Here is a 17,445-nt window from a genome sequence, read left to right on the forward strand (position 1 = left end):
GCGTCATGTCGCTCGCCCGCTCCGCCTTCCTGACCGCGCTCAGGACCCACCAGGCGATCTACCAGCGGAGCGGGGGCCTGCTCGGCCACCGGCTCTTCATGGGGATGCCGACGCTGCTGCTGCGGACCACCGGGGCCAAGAGCGGCGCCACCCGCACCAATGCCCTGGTCTACGCCAAGGACGGCGACCGCTGGATCGTCGTGCCCTCCAACGGCGGCGCGCCCCGCCACTCGGCCTGGCTCCACAACCTCCGTGCCCAGCCGCGGGCCGAGGTCCAGGTCGGCCGCCGCCGGACCCCGGTCGAGGCCCACGAGGTCCGCCGCGGCGAGCCCGACTTCGACCGCTTCTGGGCAGAGGCAAACCGCGCCAACCACGGCACCTACGACAAGTACCAGGCGAAGACCGAGCGCCAGATCCCGGTGGTGGTGTTGACGCCGGTGGGGTGAGGGCTTCGAGACAGGACACGCCGCTGGCTGCCGGAGGCCGCGACGACTAGTCTCCCGACGTGCCGGACGATCACGATGTCGAGCTGCGCCGGGCCGCTCTCGAGCGGGTTCGCGAGCTGTCGCGGCGGTACGACGACCTGATCCCGGTCGCCGCGTTGCGTGAGGGATTCGCGTTCCGCGGTCAACGGATCTCGTTCGGGTCGTTCTACAGCGGCATCTACCGGCCGCGGCAGATGCATGGTCCGGCGGCGCTGACCCTCGTCACCGCGGCGCCGAAGGTCGGCGGCCGGGCACCCTACGACGACGGGTTTGACGAAGCGACCAAGACCTTCGTCTACCACTACCGAACGGCCACGTCCGACACGGCGCAGGCGCGCCTGATGGCCGAGGCCGACAATCGCGCCCTGCTCGCCGCCAAGGAACTCGGGGTCCCGGTCATCCACTTCCACGGGATGGCCCCTGGGCAGTACACGCCGGTCGCACCGACGTTCGTCACGGCTGACCACCCCGACCGCCGCGTGGTGACGCTGGAGGCGGCGATGCCGCTGTCCGACATCACCACGGCCGGCTTGCAGTCGAGCGCCGAGCTGCGCCGCTACGCGACGATCGAAGCGCGCGTGCGACTCCACCAGCATCGCTTCCGGGTCGAGGTGATGCGGGCCTACGGCGGACGCTGCGCGGTCTGCGCGCTGCGCGAGGCGTCGCTCGTGCAGGCAGCGCACATCATCGAGGACGCCGACCCACGCGGGGCGGCGGCGGTCGTCAACGGCATCGCCCTGTGCGCGATCCATCACCTGGCCTACGACCGCAACGTGATGGGCATCGATCCCCGCGGCGTCGTCCACATCGCCACGCGGCTGCTGCACGAGGTCGACGGACCGATGCTCCGCACCGGCCTGCAGGGGTTCCACAACGAGGCGATCACGCAGCCGCGCCGGCGCGCCGATCGCCCCGATCCGGATCGGCTCGAAGCCCGCTACGAGGCCTTTCGGGCCGCGGCGTAGCCGGGCCGAGCCCCCCTCACCCCTCCAACTGCTCCACCAAGCACTCCTTCGGCGCCTTGTCCTCGCGCCACCGCAGCACCTTCGCCCCGTGGCGGATCCGGCCGGCCGAGACCTGGTCGAAGCTGACCTCGATCACCAGCTCGGGCCGCAGGCCGACCCAGGCCAGGTCCTTGTCGTTGCGCCAGCGGCTGGGGTCGGCGCTGCCGCTCTCGCCCGATGCGTAGGGCTCGAGCTTGGCGACCAGGGAGCGCTTCTCGGCCGCCTTGAAGCCGGAGGTGTGGCCGACCACGCGGAGGTCGCCCTCGGGGGTGTACAGGCCGAGGATCAGGGAGCCGACCGTGCCCTCCTCCTTGCCGGGCCGCCAGCCGACGGCGACGGCGTCGATCGTGCGCAGGCGCTTGATCTTCACCATCCCCTTGCGCGCGCCGGGCAGGTAGGGCGCGTCCAGCTCCTTGGCGATCACGCCCTCGGTGGTCCGCAGCCACGGCTCGGCCTCCGCCGGCGTCCGCACCGACGGCGTCAGGTGGACGATCGAGCCGCCGAAGTCGACGCCGTTCTCGCCCCCGATCAACGCCTCGAGCGCGGCCCGCCGCTCGCCGTACGGGGTCTCCAGCAGCACCTCGTCCTCGCGCGCCAGCAGGTCGAAGGCGATGAAGCGGGCCGGGATCTCGCCCGACAGCCGCTCGATCCGCGACGCCGCCGGGTGGATCCGCTGCGAGAGCGCGTTGAAGTCCTGGGGATCGCGGCTGCGGTCGCCCTCCAAACCCGTTCCCCCGCCCTGCTCGATCGAGGTCGCGTCGATCACGATCTCGCCGTCGAGCACGTAGCGGCCGGCCGGGAACACCAGCTCCGGGAAGTAGCGCTCCAGCTCCTTGCCCCCGCGCGAGAGCAGCGTCAGCGCCTCGCCGTCGACGAAGGCGATCGCGCGGAAGCCGTCCCACTTCGGCTCGTACGACCAGTTCTCGCCCTCGGGCAGGGCGTCGCGACCGCGGGCGAGCTGGGGCGCGAGGGGCGGGGACAGCGGCAGGCTCACGGACGCGAGCGTAGCGCCGGGTCCGGCCGACCGGTCAGCGGAGCGCCGGCCGGACCGCGGTGGTCGTCGCCGGTCGCTGCTCGTGGCCGGCCTTGTCGCGCGCGGCGATGCTCAGCCGGTACGTCCGGCGCCCCAGCGTCGGGGTCCGCAGCGACCAGCGCGAGCCGCCGATCACCGTCGCCCGGATCGTCCGCCGGTGCGCCGTTGGGCAGGTCGTCGTCCGGCCGCCCTGCCGGCAGCGGCTGCGGGTGGTCCAGCGGAGCGTGCCCCGCACCCGCCGGATCCCCGACGACGGCGACGGGTCACCCACCGTCAGCGTCAGCACGCAGCGGCGGCGGTCGCAGCGGCGGCCGGCGATCCGGGTCGTCGGCCGGGCCGTGTCGGCGGTGATCGGCGGCACCACCGGCGGTGGCGGCGGCGGGTTCGGCGTCGTCGGGACCGTCACCGGCGGCGTCACCGGCGGCGGGTCGGGCAGACCCGCCGCGGAGCGCACGAAGGCCCCGACCCCGGCGTCGGCCACCCGGGTGTAAATGCCCGGCAGGTTCGGCTGCGCGCAGCCGGCGCCGAAGCTGACGATCCCGGCCAGCACCGGCACGCCCGCCGCCGTCGCGGTCAGCGGGCCGCCGCTGTCGCCCGCGCACGAGTCGCGGCCGCCGGCCGGCTCGCCGGCGCACAGCATCCGCTCGCTCAGCCAGACCTGGAACAGCGTCCCGACCAGGTAGTTGCTGCGGCAGGCCTCGAACGGCTGGACGTGGAGCTCGACCGCGTGGAGGTCGAGCGGATAGTCGTGCGCGCCGCTGCCGATCACCGGCTGGGCGTTGCGGTCGCCCCAGCCGCTGACCCGGACCGCCGCCCCGTCGGCCGTCGCCGTCGCCGCCTCGGCCGGCGCGATCGGACGCAGCGGCGCGATCGCCGTCGTGCCGTCGACCGCCGGGGTGCCGGAGTAGAGCGGCGTCGCCAGCGTCAGCACCGCCGCGTCGCCGTCCTCGCTGCCCGCCGCGTAACCCGGGTTGGGGGTGATCGAGGCCACCGCGACGTCGGCGACCCCCGCCCCGTAGACCGGATCGGTCGCCCGGCGCAGGCGGGCGGTCCCGGCCAGGACCCGGATCTTGTCCGGCTGCTGCAGCTTCCCGGTCTGCTGGTCGAAGACGCAGTGGCCGGCGGTGACGACCTTGGTCGGCGCCACGATCGTGCCGCCGCAGAACTGGCCGATCGCCGGCGAGGGCTGGCTGTTCGGCTCGAGCGTGGTCGGGTTCCAGAGCGCCACCTGGAACGGCGCCGCGGCGATCCCGATCGGCCCGCCGCCGACGATCCGCGGCTGCGCCCGGCCCTCGGCCGACGCACCCGCCGGCAGGGCGGCGGCCAGCGCCGTCGCCAGCAGCGCGGCGAGCAGTGCCGACCTCCGTCGCCCTGGTCCTCCGGCGGTGCCCGCCGCCGCGCTCGCTGTCGTACCGGTGACCCCCACCGGATCAGCTTGCCACGGCGAGCGCGCGCCGCGGGAGAACTCTCCCGCTCAGACCGCGACCGGCTCCGCCGCGGGCGCGGCGACCGGGGCGACCGGGGCCGGGCGCTCCCGCTCCAGCTCGTAGTCGGCCAGGGCGAAGCGGGCCGTCCGGCGCCGGTAGAGGAAGGTGAAGTCGGGCCACAGCGTGCTGTTGCGGCCCTCGGCGTCCAGGTACCACGAGCGGCAGCCGCCGGCGTTCCAGACCGTGCCCTCCAGCCGCCGCTGCAGCTCCTCCTGCTCGGCCGCCTGCAATGCCGCCTTCGGGGCCAGCGCGCCGATCGCCTGCGCGCGAGCCTGGCGCAGCGCGTCGCGGACGTAGGCCATCTGCGACTCGATCATGTAGATGATCGAGTTGTGGCCGAGGCCGGTGTTCGGGCCGACCATCAGGAACAGGTTCGGGAAGCCGGCGACGGTGGTGCCGCGGTAGGCGCCGATCCCGTCGGCGGCCCAGCGGTCGGCCAGCCGCACGCCGTCGCGGCCGCGGGCGATCTCGGCGATCGGCTGGTCGGTGACGCGGAAGCCGGTGCCGTAGATGATCGTGTCGACCGGGTGCTCGACCCCGTCGGCGTCGACGATCGAGTGGGCGCGGACCTCGCGCACGCCGCTGGTGACGACCTCGGCGTTGGCGGCCCCCAGCGCCGGCAGGTAGTCGTTGGAGAGCAGCACCCGCTTGCAGCCGAGGTCGTAGTCGGGGGTGACCTTCGCCCGCAGCTCCGGATCGGGGACCTGGGCCTGAACGTGGCGCAGCGCCATCCGGCGGGCGAGCGGCCGCAGCGCCGGCACGTGGTTGAACATCAGCACCCGGCTCTCGAGCGTGGCGTAGATGCCCAGCCGCCGCAGCTGCCGGAGTCCCGGGACGGTCCGCAGCAGGAACCGCTCGCGGGGGCCGATCGGGCGGTCGGGGCGGGGCATGATCCACGGCGGGGTCCGCTGGAAGAGCGTCAGCCGCTCGACCTGGGGCTGGATCCGGGGGACAAACTGGATCGCCGACGCGCCGGTGCCGATCACGGCCACCCGCTCGCCGGTCAGGTCGTGGTCGTGGTCCCAGCGGGCGGAGTGGAAGGCCGTGCCCTCGAACCGCTCCAGGCCCGGCAGCTCGGGGTACTTCGGCTCGCAGAGCGGGCCGGTGCCGGCGACCAGGAACCGCGCCCGCACGGTCCCGCGCGCGGTCTCGATCCGCCACCGCTGGGCCTCGTCCTCCCAGGCGGCGTCGAGCACGCCGGCGCCGGTGCGGACGTAGGGCGCGACGCCGAAGCGGGCGACGACGTCCTGCTGGTAGTCCCAGATCTCGGCCTGGCTGGCGAAGCTGCGGCTCCAGTTCGGGTTCGGCGCGAACGAGTAGGAGTACATGTGCGACGGCACGTCGCAGGCACAGCCGGGGTAGGTGTTGTCGCGCCAGGTGCCGCCGATGTCGTCGGCCCGTTCGAGGACCACGAAGTCGCGCTCACCGTCCTCCAGCAGGCCGATCGCGATCCCGAGGCCGGAGAAGCCGCTGCCGACCACGGCCACGCGCACCTCGGCCGGCAGCGGGTCGCGGTAGGCGGGGGCGGGAGAACGGCGGGCGCTGGTCATCGGGTTCCTCTCGGCGATCTACTGAGAAGTAGGTTACGCACGAGTAGGGCGGTTGTCCAGCGGGCCTGTGCGAGCCTTGGTCGCATGGCTCGCCCGATGGACCCCGACGAGCGCCGCGCCTTCCTCGCGGCGGGAACCCGGACCGGCATCCTCGCCACCGTCCGTGCCGACGGCCGTCCGCACGCGGTCCCGATCTGGTTCGTGGTCGACGGCGACGACCTGGTCTTCAACACCGGGGCCGAGACGGTCAAGGGCCGCAACCTGCGGCGCGACCCGCGGGCGGTGATCACCGTCGACGACGGCGCGCCGCCGTTCTCGTACGTGACCGTCGAGGGGCGGGTGGAGATCGGCGACGAGCTGGCCGAGGTCCGCCGCTGGGCGACCGCGATCGGCGGCCGCTACATGGGGCCCGAGCGGGCGGAGGAGATGGGGGCGCGCAACGGCGTCCCGGGCGAGCTGGTGGTCCGGCTGCGGCCGGACCGGATCCTCGCCTGGGCCGGCGTGGCCGACTAGCGGTCACGCCGGCCCGGCGGCGCTCGGCCGGCCCCCGGACGGGGCCCGCCGACGTCGCTGCTCCACGGGAGAGGGCAGGAGCGGCGACGTGGGCCGAGTTCGGGTCCACCGTCCCGCGTGATGAGGTGGGGTTCGTCGGGGCGGGACGGTGGGGGTGTTGGTGGATCGGGCCTGGACCTCCGATCGTCGGGGACGGCGGCGCGGACGACGCGCCTGAGCACACGTGTGTCTACCAGATTTACGGGACGGATGGACGGGAATGTGCGCGGACCGGCCACCCCGGCCCTGGACGTCGTCCGACGGAGGCGCATATCCTCAGTCATGCACCAGTTCGACGCGATCGCCGGCGGCTGGGACGCGGTCTGCCGCGAGTCCGGCTCGCACGGGGTGGTGCGGCTGACCGCCTTCCGCCGGGTCGAGCGGCTGCCGGGCGCCGGAACGCCCCCGGCCCACGTCGTCACCTACCGCTGCGGCGAGGGTTGCGGCGGCCAGCACCGGGTGCTGATGTCGAGCGAGGAGCTGGACTGGCTGCCGATCGCCACCGGCTTCGCGCCCCACTACGACCTGATGACCGGGCGGATGGCCCACGACCCGGACGCCGGGATCGACCTCTGGTGGCGGGCGATGCGGCGCGGTCGCTGGCCGGTCACGGTCGCCTGCGAGCACCACCCGACGCCGGTCCCCGCCTGGCCCAGCTGCCTGCGCGCGCTGGAGCCGGACGCGGAGCCCGAGGGCCACTGGTTCCTCGTCCACTTCACCTGCCCCGCCTGCGGGCGCCCGGGCAGCCAGGTGATGCGCCCGCGCGCGCTCGAGCTGGTGCCGCGCCCGCTCTAGATCGCCCGCGGGCCGGACCGCGCCGCGCGCCGCGGGCGATTCCGATTAGGGTGCCCTTATGAAGCGCGTCCTGCTCCTACCCCTCCTGCTGCTGGCGACGGCGGTCGCCGGCTGCGGTGGCGACGACGGCGGGTCGTCGTCGACCGCGGCCCCCGCCGCCAAGGCCGACAGCGGCGCCTTCCCGGTCACGATCCGGCACGCCCGCGGCGAGGCGACGATCCCGTCGGCACCGAAGCGGGTGGTCGCGGTCGGCCTGCGCGACCACGACACGGCGCTCGCGCTCGGCGTCAAGGCGGTCGGGGCGATGGACTGGTTCCAGCAGGGCACCTTCGCCAAGTGGCCGTGGGAGGACTGGGGCGGCGCGCCGCCGCAGGTCGTCAGCGACAGCTCCATGGACATCAACTTCGAGCGGCTCGCCGGCCTCGCGCCCGACCTGATCCTCGGCGTCTACCAGGACCTCGACAAGGCCGCCTACGGCAAGCTCTCGCGGATCGCGCCGACCGTCGCCCAGAGCGGCGACTTCAAGCCGTACACCATGCCCTGGCGCGACGAGACCCGGGTGATCGCGAAGGCGCTCGGTCGCAGCGACGAGGCCGAGAAGCGGATCCGCGCGATCGACGCCCGCTTCGCCGAGGTCCGCGAGCAGCACCCGGAGTTCCGCGGCAAGCAGGCGGTCTTCGTCGACCCCGAGGGCGGCAAGTTCTTCGCCTTCGCCTCGACCGACCCGCGCGGCCAGTTCCTCCGCGAGCTGGGCTTCAGCGGCGCCCCGCGCGTCGACCAGGCGGCGAAGGGGTCCTACGGGACCGAGATCAGCCCCGAGCGGCTCGACCTGCTCGACGTCGACTACCTGTTCCTGCTGATGGACCAGAAGCACCGGGCCAAGGTCTACGGCCAGTCGCTCTTCACCCGGCTCGACGTGGTCGAGCGCGGCGATGTGATCGAGGTCCCGTACTACGACAAGCCGCAGTACGGCGCCGCGATCGCCTTCAACAGCGTGCTCAGCCTGCCCTACGCGATCGACGGCACGCTGAAGCTGATCGACGCCGCGGCGGCCAAGAAGAAATCGCGCTGAGCGGGGCGCCGGCCGCCGCCCCGGGCCGCTCAGCGGAGCAGCTCGAAGGCGGCGGTCAGCAGCACCAGCTCGCGCTCGGGCAGGTCGCCGGCCAGCGTCACGGCGAAGCCGGGAGCCGTCCGCCGGTGGGGGCGGAGCGACGCGTGCAGCCGCGCGGCGCTGATCGACCCGGCCCCGGGCGCGGACCCGCCGCGGCGCCAGGCCATCGGCGCCGCCGGACGCTCGGCGAGCACGATCTCGCCGTCGTCCAGGTGCAGCTCCAGGTCCTGCTCGTCGCGCCACGCCTCGAGCCGCGAGCGACCGGTCGCGGGCCGCAGCGTCCAGCTCCGCTCGCCGACCCGGGCCTCGGCGCGGCCGGGGGCGCCGGTCCAGGCCAGCGAGCCGATCGCGGCCCCGCTCGACCCGCGCAGCTCGTAGCGGGGGCGGAAGCGGGCGGTGCGGATCAGGTCCAGCTGCTCCAGCTCGTCGATCATGGTCCCCACTCCACCATCGCCGGGGCCGGCGGTCGTGGGCCGCGCGGACACGATCGACGGCGCGTGGTTCGCCCGCTGGCCAAGCGCTCAGCGCCCGAGTCCGTCGAGCTCGTCGAGCAGGCCGACGGCGAAGCTGCCCGGTCCGCGGGCGCCGCTGACCGCGCGCTCGGCCGCCTCGGCCAGCAGCGCCGAGGCCGAGGCCGCCGCTCGCAGCGGGTCGGGCACCGCCGCGCAGGCCGCCGCCACCAGCGCCCCGAGCGCGCAGCCGGCGCCGGTCACCCGCGTCAGCAGCACGTCGCCGCCGCGGACCGTCACCAGCCGCTCGCGGTCGACCACGTGGTCGACGGGGCCGCTGACCGCGACCGCCGCCCCGGTCCGCTCGGCCAGCGCCCGCGCCGCGTCGACCGCCGCCTCCGGTCCGTCGGTGGCGTCGACCCCGCGGCCGCCGCGGCCGGCGCCGGCGAGGGCGAGGATCTCCGACGGGTTGCCGCGGATCGCCGTCGGCCGCTGCTCCAGCAGCTCGTGGGCGAGCGCGGTTCGCAGCGACAGCGGCCCGACGGCGACCGGGTCGAGCACCCACGGGACGCCGTGCTCGCGGGCGGCGGCGACGGCGATCCGGGCCGCCTCGGCCTGCTCGGCGGTGACGGTCCCCAGGTTGACCAGCAGCGCCCCGGCCGCCGGCACCAGGTCGGCGACCTCCTCCGGCGCGTGGACCATCGCCGGCGCGGCGCCGGCCGCCAGCAGCGCGTTGGCGGTGAAGGCCGAGACCACCACGTTGGTGATGCAGTGGACCAGCGGGGCGGCCGCGCGGAGGGCGGCCAGGTCGGCGGCGATCTCCGGATCGGGCCAGGAGCGGTCGGTGGCGGGCATCGACCGACGCTAGCGCGCAGGGCCTCGCGCGTCGCGGCAGCCACTGGTACCGTGCGGTACCAGTTCGACCGAGAGGCCCCGATGGACTTCGCCCCGACCGCGCGCGCCCAGGAGCTGCTGGCGCGCGTCGACACCTTCATCCGCGACCGGATCGAGCCGGTCGAGGCCGCCTACCTGGCCGAGGTCGTCGCCCAGCGCGAGGGCGAGTTCGCCGTCCCGCCGCTGCTCGGCGAGCTGCAGGCAGCGGCCCGCGACGCCGGGCTCTGGAACCTGTTCCTGCCACAGGCGGTCGAGGTCCCCGGCGGGCCGACCTCGCCGGGGCTGCCGAACGCCGACTACGCGATCCTGGCCGAGCGGATGGGCCGCTCGGCGATCGCGTCCGAGGTCTTCAACTGCAGCGCCCCGGACACCGGCAACATGGAGGTGCTGCTGCACTTCGGCAGCGAGGCCCAGCAGCAGCGCTGGCTGCACCCGCTGCTGCGGGGCGAGATCCGCTCGGCCTTCTGCATGACCGAGCCGGACGTCGCCTCCTCCGACGCCACCAACATGCGGGCCACGGCGACCGTCGACGGCGACGAGATCGTGCTCAACGGCCGCAAGTGGTGGAGCACCGGGATCGGCCACCCCGACTGCGACGTGCTGATCTTCATGGGCCTGACCGACCCGACGGCCCACCGCTACGCCCAGCACTCGATGGTCTGCGTGCCGCGCGACACGCCCGGGGTGACGGTCGAGCGGATGCTGCCGACGATGGGCTTCCTCGACGGCCCCCACGGCCACGGCGAGGTCGCCTTCGAGGACGTGCGGCTGCCGCTCGACGCGGTGATCGGGACCCCGGGCGGGGCCTTCGGGATCGCCCAGGCGCGGCTGGGACCGGGGCGCGTCCACCACTGCATGCGGCTGATCGGGCTGGCCGAGCTGGCGCTCGAGCACGCCTGCCGGCGGGCGATGTCGCGGACCGCGTTCGGCAAGCCGCTGGCCAACCTCGGCGGCAACCGCGAGCGGATCGCCGACGCGCGGATGGCGATCGACCAGGCGCGGCTGCTGGTGCTGCAGGCCGCCTGGCTGCTCGATACCCAGGGCCTGCAGGGAGCGCTGGGGGCGGTGTCCCAGATCAAGGTCGTGGTGCCGAACATGGCTCAGCGGGTGATCGACATGGCGATCCAGCTGCACGGCGGCGGCGGGCTCTCGAACGACTTCCCGCTCGCCGGCGCCTGGACGATGGCCCGCGCGCTGCGGCTGGCCGACGGCCCCGACGAGGTCCACCGCGGCGTCGTCGCGCGGCTCGAGCTGGCGCCCTACAAGGCCGCCGCCGAGGGGGCCGGGGCGTGAGCCGGCGGGTCGTGATCACCGGCGCCGCGTCCGGCCTGGGGTTGGCGCTGGCGCACCGCTTCCACGCCGCCGGCGACCGGCTGCTGCTGACCGACCTCGACGGCGAGCGGCTGGAGGCGGCCGTCGCCGCGGTCGGCGAGCGCGCCGCGGGGCTGGCCCACGACGTCCGCGACGACCGGCAGTGGGCCGCGGTCCGCGCGTGGTGCGAAGAGCGGTGGGGCGGGGTCGACGTGCTGGTCAACAACGCCGGCGTCGCCACCGGCGGCCGCTTCGCCCACCAGCCGATCGAGGACTGGCAGTGGGTGCTCGACATCGACCTGCTGGGGGTGGTCCGCGGCTGCCGGGCGTTCGTCCCGCTGATGACGGCCCAGGGCCACGGCCACCTCGTCAACGTCGCCTCGCTGGCCGGCCTCATCAACCCGCCGGCGAACGCCTCGTACAACGCGGCCAAGGCGGGCGTGGTGTCGCTCTCCGAGACCCTGCGGCTGGAGCTGGAGCCGGCCGGGATCCGCACCACCGTCGTCTGCCCGAGCTTCTTCCGGACCGGGCTGACGGCGACCTTCCGGACCGGCGACGACGCGATCCGGGGGCTGATGGGCAAGCTCGTCGACGGCTCCGACGTGACCCCCGACGCGATCGCCGAGCGGGTGGTGGCGGCGGTCGACCGTGGTCGCTTCCTGGTCCTGACCGACCGCGACGGCCGCTCCTCCTACCTGGTCAAGCGCTGGCTGCCGCCGCTCTTCCGGGCCGTCGCGCGCAAGCGCACCGCGAGCCTGCTGGCGCGGCTGGAGGGCGCGCGGTGAGCGGCGACGAGGCCGGCGCCGTCCGCGCCGAGGACGGCTTCGACCCGGCCCCGCTCCACGGTTGGCTGCGCGAGCGGATCGACGGGCTCGGCGACGCCCCGCCCGAGGTCCGCCAGTTCGCCGGTGGCGCGTCGAACCTGACCTACCTGCTGCGCTACCCCGCGCGCGACCTGATCCTGCGGCGGCCGCCGGCGGGCGACCACCAGGGCGCCGCCCACGACGTGCTGCGCGAGGCGCGGATCCAGCAGCGGCTGAAGCCGAGCTACCGCTACGTGCCCGAGGTGCTGGCGCTGGGCGAGGACGACGACGCCCGGGCGCTGCTCGGCGAGCGGCCCTTCTACGTGATGGAGCGGCTGGCGGGGACGATCGTCCGCGGCCGGCTGCCGGAGGGGATGGCGCTGGCCCCGGCCGACGCACGGCGGGTCGGCGAGGCGGCGATCGACGCGCTGGTCGAGCTGCACGCGGTCGACGTGGCCGCGGCCGGCCTGAGCGACCTCGGCCGTGGCGCCGGCTACGTGGAGCGCCAGGTCGAGGGCTGGTCGCGCCGCTACCGGGCGGCCCGCACCCCGCGCTCGCCGAGCTTCGAGCGGGTGATCGGCTGGCTCGACGAGCGGCGTCCCGACGACCTCGCGACGGTCGTGATCCACAACGACTTCCGGCTCGACAACCTGGTCCTCGACCCCTCCGACCCGGGCCGGGTGGTCGGGGTGCTGGACTGGGAGATGGCCACCCTCGGCGACCCGCTGATGGACCTCGGCAGCGCGCTGGCGTACTGGATCGAGGCCGGCGACGGCCGCGGGATGCGGCTGCTGAAGCGCCAGCCGACCGACCTGCCGGGGATGCCGACCCGCGACGAGGTCGTCGACCGCTACTGCCAGCGGGCGGGGATCGCGCGGCCGGACTGGACCTTCTACGAGGTCTTCGGGCTCTTTCGGCTGGCGGTGATCGTGCAGCAGATCTACGCCCGCTACCACGCCGGCCAGACCACCAACCCGGCCTTCCGCAACTTCTGGATCGCCGTCCGCTACCTCGATCTGCGCTGCCGGCGGATCATCCGGAAGGCCGGCTGATGCCCGCGATCCTGCTCGTCCGCCACGGCCAGGCCAGCTTCGGGCTCGGCGACTACGACCGGCTCTCCGACCACGGCCGCGCCCAGGCCCGGGCGCTCGGCGGCGACCTGCGGCGGCGCGGGCTGCGGATCGGCTCGCTGACCACCGGCGAGTTGCGGCGCCAGCGCGAGACCGCCGACGAGCTGCTGTCCGGCTACGCGACCGCGCCCGGCCCGGTCGCCGGCGGCGATCCGCCGCTGCGGCGGGTCGACGGCCGCTGGGACGAGTTCGACCACGAGGGGCTGGTCGCGCGGCTGCCCGACCTGGCCCGGCGGCGGGCCGCGCTGGTCGCCGACACGGTCCGCCGGCGCAACCCCCAGGAGGCGTTCCAGACGCTGCTGGAGGCGGCCCTGACCCGCTGGATCAGCGGCGAGGACGACGACGTCCAGGGCTCGTTCCTCGCCTTCGCCGCCGGCGCGCGGGCGGCGCTGGAGGCGGTCGCCGCCGCGGCCGCCGACGAGCAGGGGACGCCGGTGGTGGTCTCCTCCGCGGGCACGATCAGCGCGGTCTGCGCCGGCCTGCTCGGGGTCGACGGCGACGGCTGGCTGGCGCTCAACCGGGTGCTCGGCAACAGCGGCGTGACGACGATCGTCAGCGGCCGCCGCGGCCTCTCGCTGATCAGCTTCAACGAGCAGGCGCACCTGGAGGGCCCCGGCCGCCCCCACCGCACCACCCGCTGAGGCCGAGGCCGGCCGCCGCCCCCGCCCGCTGTGACGTTCCGGTCGCTGACCGACCGGAATGTCGCAGCCGGCGACGGGCCGGCGACGGGCGATGGGCGGCAGCTACCCTGGATCGGTGCCCCGCCCGCTGCCGACCTGGCTCGTCGCCGCCCTCTCGCTGCTGGTCGGCTTCGCCGTCGCCGACCTGACCGGCGTCCGCCCGCTCGGCGGCCTGGTGCTGTTCGCGGCCGCGCTCTGGTGCGGGCTGGCCTGGATGCGCCAGCGCGGGCTGCCGGTCGCGCTCGGCCTGGTGGCGGTCTACCTGGTCGCCTTCGCCGGATCGCACCCGCTGGGCAAGGCGATCGGCTCGTGGCCGGCGGTGCTGGTGGTCAGCGTGCTGGTCGGCGCGGTCGTCTGGTGGACGACCGAGGGCGGCCGGCGGCTCGATCCGGCCTAGCCGTGGCCGGCCCGGCCGAACGGGGGAAGCTGGCGCTGCGGCGTCCTTGACTTGGAGCGCGCTCCAACTCCTACTCTGGAGGCATGGCCACCACCGCCGCCCTCGACCGCGGGATCTCGGACGCCGCGCGGGAGACGGGCCTGACCGCCCACACCCTGCGCTACTACGAGCGGGCCGGGCTGATGCTCGAGCCGGTCGGCCGGGCGCCCTCCAGCCACCGGCGCTACAGCGACGCCGACGTCCGCTGGGTCGTGCTGCTGACGAAGCTCCGCCGGACCGGGATGCCGATCCGGCAGATCAAGCAGTACGCCGACCTCGTCCGCGCCGGTCGCGGCAACGAGGAGCGGCGGCTGGCGCTGCTGGAGGAGCACCGCGCCCAGGTGCTCGACCGCCTGCGCGAGGTGCAGCAGAACCTGGAGGCCATCGACCACAAGATCACCGTCTACCGCGAGTGCTCGCTGGAGCGCTCGGCGGCGGCCGGCAACGACCAGAGGACCGCCGCCTGATGCCCGTCACCACCGTCCCGTCCGTCCCGCTCGGCCGCCAGGGCCTGACCGTCTCCCGGCTCGGCCTCGGCTGCATGGGCATGTCCGAGTTCTACGGCGAGAGCGACCAGGCCGAGTCGATCGCCACCGTCCACCGCGCGCTCGAGCTGGGGGTGACCTTCCTCGACACCGCCGACATGTACGGCTACGGCGCCAACGAGGAGCTGGTCGGCCGCGCGATCGCCGACCGCCGCGACCAGGTCGTCCTGGCCACCAAGTTCGGCAACGTCCGCAACCCCGACGACCCGCGCGAGCGCCGGATCGACGGCTCGCCCGAGTACGTGCGCCAGGCCTGCGACGCGTCGCTGCGGCGGCTGGGCCTCGACCACGTCGACCTGTACTACCAGCACCGCGTCGACCCGAAGACGCCGATCGAGGAGACGGTCGGGGCGATGGCCGAGCTGGTCCAGGCCGGCAAGGTCCGCTACCTGGGCCTGTCCGAGGCCTCGGCCGAGACGATCCGCCGCGCCCACGCCGTCCACCCGATCAGCGCGCTCCAGACCGAGTACTCGATCTGGACCCGCGACCTCGAGGCGGAGATCCTGCCGACCCTCCGCGAGCTGGGGATCGGCCTGGTGCCCTACAGCCCGCTCGGCCGCGGCTTCCTGACCGGCACGATCCGGACCCTCGACGCGCTCGACGAGGGCGACTTCCGCCGTCACAACCCGCGCTTCCAGGGCGAGAACCTGCGCGCGAACATCGCGATCGTGGAGCAGATCGATGCGCTCGCGGAGCGCAAGGGCGCGACCGCGGCACAGGTCGCGCTGGCCTGGGTGCTGGCCCAGGGCGAGGACGTCGTCCCGATCCCCGGCACCAAGCGCCGCAGCTACCTGGAGCAGAACGTCGGCGCGCTCGACGTGACGCTGGACGCGGAGGACCTGGCCTCGCTGTCCGCCGTCGCCGGCCAGGGCGACCGCTACCCGGACATGTCGAGCGTCGAGTCCTGAGCCGTCCCCGTCCCGCCCGTCGCGGATTGCGACGGGCGGGGCGCTCGCGCGGCCGTACGGTCGCTCCCGTCCACCCGACGAGGAGCGAGCGCGATGCGCGTGATCCCGGTCCCCGAGACCGACCTCAACCCCGAGCTGGCGGCCTTCGCCGACGGCCTGATGCCGCTGGTGTCGTCCGACTGGCAGCCGGTCTGGGACCGGCTGATCCGGATGATGGCCCAGGCGCCCGAGCAGGCGCTGCGGCTGTTCCCCTACTACGAGGGCGTCTGGCTGCGGAACCGGCTCGGACCGCGGCTGACCGAGCTGGTCCGGTTCGCGATCGCCAACCAGACCCGCTGCCCGCTCTGCCTGGACATCCGCTACGAGCACGCGATGCGCGACGGCATCAGCGAGGACGACATCGCCGCCGTCGGCCGTCGCGACGAGCAGCCGTTCAGCCCCGCCGAGGCCGCCGCGCTGCGGTTCGCGACCGACTTCGGCGGCAACCACCACGCGATCGGCGACGAGCACTTCGCGGCCCTGCGCGAGCACTTCGACGACGAGCAGATCGTCGAGCTGCTGCTGCTCTGCGCGCTCGCGCTCGGGATCGGCCGGATCCTGATGATCACCGACCTGCTGACCGCGGCCTGTCCCGCCCGCCCGGCGGTCGCGGGCTGAGGCGGGCGGCGGCCGGGGCCGGCGGTCGGCGCGCGCGTCGCAACCTGCGACGCGCTTGCCCCGCCGCGGGCCGGTGGTCGATGATCGGCGCGGAGGGCGCGGTGGCGAACGAACCGGAGCAGATGCACGCGGCGTGGGAGCGCTTCCAGCGCGGCGAGCGGCCCGCGCTGCCGGTGCGGCCGGTGATCCTCGCCTCGTGGACGCGCAGCCGCGCCGCCCGCGTCCCGCCCGAGCTGCGCGCCGCCGAGCTCGCCGGCCGCCGCGACCGCGGCACCCGTGGCCAGCAGCTGATCGCCGTCCACGGCACCGCGGTCGCGCGGCGGCTGGCCGACGACCTGCGGGGAGCCCGCTGCGTCGTCGTCCTGGCCGACGCCACCGGCGCGGTGCTGCTGCGGGCCGGCGACCGCAAGCTGACCGTCCGCACCGACCGGGCGAACATGGTTCCCGGTGCGGTCTGGAGCGAGGACGCCGCCGGCACCAACGGGTTGGCGCTGGCGCTCGCCACCGGCGCGGTCGCGGTGGTGCTCGACGCGGAGCACTTCTGCGCCGGTTGGCACGGGTACGGCTGCAGCTCGGCGCCGATCCGCCACCCGGCGACCCGCGAGCTGCTGGGGGCGCTCGACATCACCACCCCCTCGCGCGTCCACCAGGCGCCGGCGGTGGCGGCGCTGGTCGCCCGCGCCGCGCGCGAGGTCGAGGCGGCGGTGCGCGCCGGCCTGCTGGCCGAGGACCGGTCGGGTGGGGCGCGGCTGCACGACCTCGAGCGGCAGGCGATCCTGCGCGCGCTCGACGCGGCCGGCGGCGATCCGACGGCGGCGGCCGCGGCGCTCGGCATCAGCCGCGCGACGGTCTACCGGCGGCTGCGGGCCTACCGCGCGCTGGCGCAACTCTAGTTGCGGATTCGTGCCGAAAGTCGTGACACTTGGCACGAAGTGGTGTATCTGACGGCACAACGTCGTGACCAACAAGGAGGGTCTCGATGGACGGTCTGTCCAATGCGCACCACTTCCGTCGCCTGGTGGCGGCGTGGTGCATGATCACGGCACCGCTGGCGGTGCTCGTGGCGATGATCGCCGAGTCGGCGATCGGCACGACCGAGCGGGCGTACGTGATCGGCAAGGTCGGCGACCCGGACACGGGGAGCTTCGCGTCGATGGCGCTCGTCGTCGGTCTGGTGCTGATGGTTCCGGCGGTGCTGGGCCTGATGCACATGCTGCGCGAGCGCGAGGTGGCGCTCGGGCACCTGGGCGGGGCGGTCGCCCTGCTCGGCCTGCTGGTCCTGCCGTGGGCCTTCATGGCCGGCCTGGCGGTGCTGGCGCTCGGTCTCTACCGTGCCCGCGCGGCCCAGTCGACCGTGCTGCTGGTGCTGGTCCTCGGCGCGGCGCTGCTGGCCGCGGCGGCGATCACCACCACCGAGTGGATGGCGTTCGCCGGCATGGCCGGCGTCTTCGTCGCGCTCGGGGCGATCGGCTGGATGGTGCTCTTCGAGTCCGACGAGGAGTGGGAGCACACCCCCGAGGTCAGTGGCTTCCGGCCGCTGCCCGGGCTCCGCTAGCGCCCGTCGCGGGCGCCGCGCGGCCACCGTGGTCGCGCGGCGTCGGGGCGCGGCTCTAGC

At 74.9% G+C, this 17,445-nt stretch carries 20 protein-coding genes; 15 read left to right on the forward strand and 5 right to left on the reverse strand.

Annotated elements, in window-relative coordinates; genetic code table 11:
- Positions 1-5 precede the first annotated feature (5 nt).
- Both SH587_RS13685 and SH587_RS13690 read left to right on the forward strand, forming a co-directional pair.
- Positions 6-446: a nitroreductase family deazaflavin-dependent oxidoreductase gene (locus tag SH587_RS13685; RefSeq protein ID WP_320671188.1), complete on the forward strand. Its 441-nt coding sequence runs from the start codon at positions 6-8 to the stop codon at positions 444-446.
- Positions 447-505: 59 nt separating this feature from the next.
- On the forward strand, positions 506-1,450 hold the full coding sequence (locus SH587_RS13690; RefSeq protein WP_320671189.1) for an HNH endonuclease: 945 nt from the start codon (positions 506-508) through the stop codon (positions 1,448-1,450).
- Positions 1,451-1,466: 16 nt separating this feature from the next.
- Here the strand turns inward: SH587_RS13690 and SH587_RS13695 are convergent, their stop codons facing one another.
- The 3 genes from SH587_RS13695 to SH587_RS13705 are packed head-to-tail and all read right to left on the reverse strand — an operon-like array spanning position 1,467 to position 5,559.
- Positions 1,467-2,483, reverse strand: coding sequence for an ATP-dependent DNA ligase (locus tag SH587_RS13695; protein WP_320671190.1), 1,017 nt, complete (start codon positions 2,481-2,483; stop codon positions 1,467-1,469).
- A 34-nt stretch (positions 2,484-2,517) separates the two neighbouring features.
- A complete protein-coding gene (locus tag SH587_RS13700) occupies positions 2,518-3,948 on the reverse strand; it encodes a serine protease (protein WP_320671191.1) in 1,431 nt (476 codons plus the stop codon).
- Between the two features lie 48 nt (positions 3,949-3,996).
- Positions 3,997-5,559 carry a flavin-containing monooxygenase gene (locus SH587_RS13705; RefSeq protein WP_320671192.1) on the reverse strand — a complete coding sequence of 521 codons (1,563 nt, stop codon included), beginning with the start codon at positions 5,557-5,559 and terminating at the stop codon, positions 3,997-3,999.
- A gap of 84 nt (positions 5,560-5,643) precedes the next feature.
- On the opposite strand from SH587_RS13705, the gene SH587_RS13710 reads away from it, so the two are divergent.
- The 3 genes from SH587_RS13710 (at position 5,644) to SH587_RS13720 (ending at position 7,978) form a co-directional block, all read left to right on the forward strand.
- Positions 5,644-6,072, forward strand: a complete 429-nt coding sequence (locus SH587_RS13710; protein WP_320671193.1) for a PPOX class F420-dependent oxidoreductase — start codon at positions 5,644-5,646, stop codon at positions 6,070-6,072.
- A 321-nt stretch (positions 6,073-6,393) separates the two neighbouring features.
- Positions 6,394-6,906, forward strand: a complete 513-nt coding sequence (locus SH587_RS13715) for a hypothetical protein (protein ID WP_320671194.1) — start codon at positions 6,394-6,396, stop codon at positions 6,904-6,906.
- Between the two features lie 58 nt (positions 6,907-6,964).
- Complete coding sequence (locus tag SH587_RS13720) at positions 6,965-7,978, forward strand: iron-siderophore ABC transporter substrate-binding protein (RefSeq protein WP_320671195.1); 1,014 nt, start codon at positions 6,965-6,967, stop codon at positions 7,976-7,978.
- Between the two features lie 29 nt (positions 7,979-8,007).
- Here SH587_RS13720 and SH587_RS13725 read toward each other — a convergent pair whose 3' ends face one another.
- Positions 8,008-8,451, reverse strand: a complete 444-nt coding sequence (locus SH587_RS13725) for a hypothetical protein (RefSeq protein ID WP_320671196.1) — start codon at positions 8,449-8,451, stop codon at positions 8,008-8,010.
- A gap of 87 nt (positions 8,452-8,538) precedes the next feature.
- Positions 8,539-9,321 (reverse strand): hydroxyethylthiazole kinase, encoded by a 783-nt coding sequence (gene thiM / locus SH587_RS13730; protein WP_320671197.1) that lies wholly within the window; start codon positions 9,319-9,321, stop codon positions 8,539-8,541.
- Between the two features lie 81 nt (positions 9,322-9,402).
- Between thiM and SH587_RS13735 the strand changes: the two genes are divergently transcribed.
- From SH587_RS13735 to SH587_RS13780, 10 genes are all read left to right on the forward strand, one after another.
- Positions 9,403-10,653 (forward strand): acyl-CoA dehydrogenase family protein, encoded by a 1,251-nt coding sequence (locus tag SH587_RS13735; protein ID WP_320671198.1) that lies wholly within the window; start codon positions 9,403-9,405, stop codon positions 10,651-10,653.
- Positions 10,650-11,456 (forward strand): SDR family oxidoreductase, encoded by an 807-nt coding sequence (locus tag SH587_RS13740; RefSeq protein ID WP_320671199.1) that lies wholly within the window; start codon positions 10,650-10,652, stop codon positions 11,454-11,456. The genes SH587_RS13735 and SH587_RS13740 overlap by 4 nt, the downstream gene beginning before the upstream one ends.
- Positions 11,453-12,526, forward strand: coding sequence for a phosphotransferase family protein (locus SH587_RS13745; protein ID WP_320671200.1), 1,074 nt, complete (start codon positions 11,453-11,455; stop codon positions 12,524-12,526). Before SH587_RS13740 ends, SH587_RS13745 begins: the two co-directional genes overlap by 4 nt.
- Positions 12,526-13,245 (forward strand): histidine phosphatase family protein, encoded by a 720-nt coding sequence (locus tag SH587_RS13750; RefSeq protein WP_320671201.1) that lies wholly within the window; start codon positions 12,526-12,528, stop codon positions 13,243-13,245. The genes SH587_RS13745 and SH587_RS13750 overlap by 1 nt, the downstream gene beginning before the upstream one ends.
- A gap of 115 nt (positions 13,246-13,360) precedes the next feature.
- Entirely contained in the window at positions 13,361-13,681 is a 321-nt protein-coding gene (locus tag SH587_RS13755; RefSeq protein WP_320671202.1) for a hypothetical protein, read from the forward strand.
- A gap of 83 nt (positions 13,682-13,764) precedes the next feature.
- Positions 13,765-14,187, forward strand: a complete 423-nt coding sequence (locus SH587_RS13760) for a MerR family transcriptional regulator (RefSeq protein ID WP_320671203.1) — start codon at positions 13,765-13,767, stop codon at positions 14,185-14,187.
- Complete coding sequence (locus tag SH587_RS13765; RefSeq protein WP_320671204.1) at positions 14,187-15,173, forward strand: aldo/keto reductase; 987 nt, start codon at positions 14,187-14,189, stop codon at positions 15,171-15,173. The genes SH587_RS13760 and SH587_RS13765 overlap by 1 nt, the downstream gene beginning before the upstream one ends.
- Before the next feature lie 93 nt (positions 15,174-15,266).
- Entirely contained in the window at positions 15,267-15,830 is a 564-nt protein-coding gene (locus SH587_RS13770) for a carboxymuconolactone decarboxylase family protein (protein WP_320671205.1), read from the forward strand.
- A gap of 101 nt (positions 15,831-15,931) precedes the next feature.
- Complete coding sequence (locus tag SH587_RS13775; RefSeq protein ID WP_320671206.1) at positions 15,932-16,723, forward strand: helix-turn-helix domain-containing protein; 792 nt, start codon at positions 15,932-15,934, stop codon at positions 16,721-16,723.
- 86 nt (positions 16,724-16,809) lie between these two features.
- Complete coding sequence (locus SH587_RS13780; RefSeq protein ID WP_320671207.1) at positions 16,810-17,385, forward strand: hypothetical protein; 576 nt, start codon at positions 16,810-16,812, stop codon at positions 17,383-17,385.
- The last annotated feature ends 60 nt before the right edge of the window (positions 17,386-17,445 follow it).

Source organism: Patulibacter defluvii (genome assembly GCF_034096925.1).
Taxonomy (GTDB): Bacteria; Actinomycetota; Thermoleophilia; order Solirubrobacterales; family Solirubrobacteraceae; genus Patulibacter; species Patulibacter defluvii.

What these genes read in the sequence shown, in the direction of transcription:
- SH587_RS13715 (WP_320671194.1), top strand. Translation starts at nt 6,394, where the DNA reads ATGCACCAGTTCGACGCGATCGCCGGCGGCTGGGACGCGGTCTGCCGC.
- thiM (WP_320671197.1), bottom strand. Translation starts at nt 9,321, where the DNA reads ATGCCCGCCACCGACCGCTCCTGGCCCGATCCGGAGATCGCCGCCGAC.
- SH587_RS13705 (WP_320671192.1), bottom strand. Translation starts at nt 5,559, where the DNA reads ATGACCAGCGCCCGCCGTTCTCCCGCCCCCGCCTACCGCGACCCGCTG.
- SH587_RS13725 (WP_320671196.1), bottom strand. Translation starts at nt 8,451, where the DNA reads ATGATCGACGAGCTGGAGCAGCTGGACCTGATCCGCACCGCCCGCTTC.
- SH587_RS13685 (WP_320671188.1), top strand. Translation starts at nt 6, where the DNA reads ATGTCGCTCGCCCGCTCCGCCTTCCTGACCGCGCTCAGGACCCACCAG.
- SH587_RS13710 (WP_320671193.1), top strand. Translation starts at nt 5,644, where the DNA reads ATGGCTCGCCCGATGGACCCCGACGAGCGCCGCGCCTTCCTCGCGGCG.
- SH587_RS13765 (WP_320671204.1), top strand. Translation starts at nt 14,187, where the DNA reads ATGCCCGTCACCACCGTCCCGTCCGTCCCGCTCGGCCGCCAGGGCCTG.
- SH587_RS13760 (WP_320671203.1), top strand. Translation starts at nt 13,765, where the DNA reads ATGGCCACCACCGCCGCCCTCGACCGCGGGATCTCGGACGCCGCGCGG.
- SH587_RS13720 (WP_320671195.1), top strand. Translation starts at nt 6,965, where the DNA reads ATGAAGCGCGTCCTGCTCCTACCCCTCCTGCTGCTGGCGACGGCGGTC.
- SH587_RS13735 (WP_320671198.1), top strand. Translation starts at nt 9,403, where the DNA reads ATGGACTTCGCCCCGACCGCGCGCGCCCAGGAGCTGCTGGCGCGCGTC.
- SH587_RS13770 (WP_320671205.1), top strand. Translation starts at nt 15,267, where the DNA reads ATGCGCGTGATCCCGGTCCCCGAGACCGACCTCAACCCCGAGCTGGCG.
- SH587_RS13750 (WP_320671201.1), top strand. Translation starts at nt 12,526, where the DNA reads ATGCCCGCGATCCTGCTCGTCCGCCACGGCCAGGCCAGCTTCGGGCTC.
- SH587_RS13780 (WP_320671207.1), top strand. Translation starts at nt 16,810, where the DNA reads ATGGACGGTCTGTCCAATGCGCACCACTTCCGTCGCCTGGTGGCGGCG.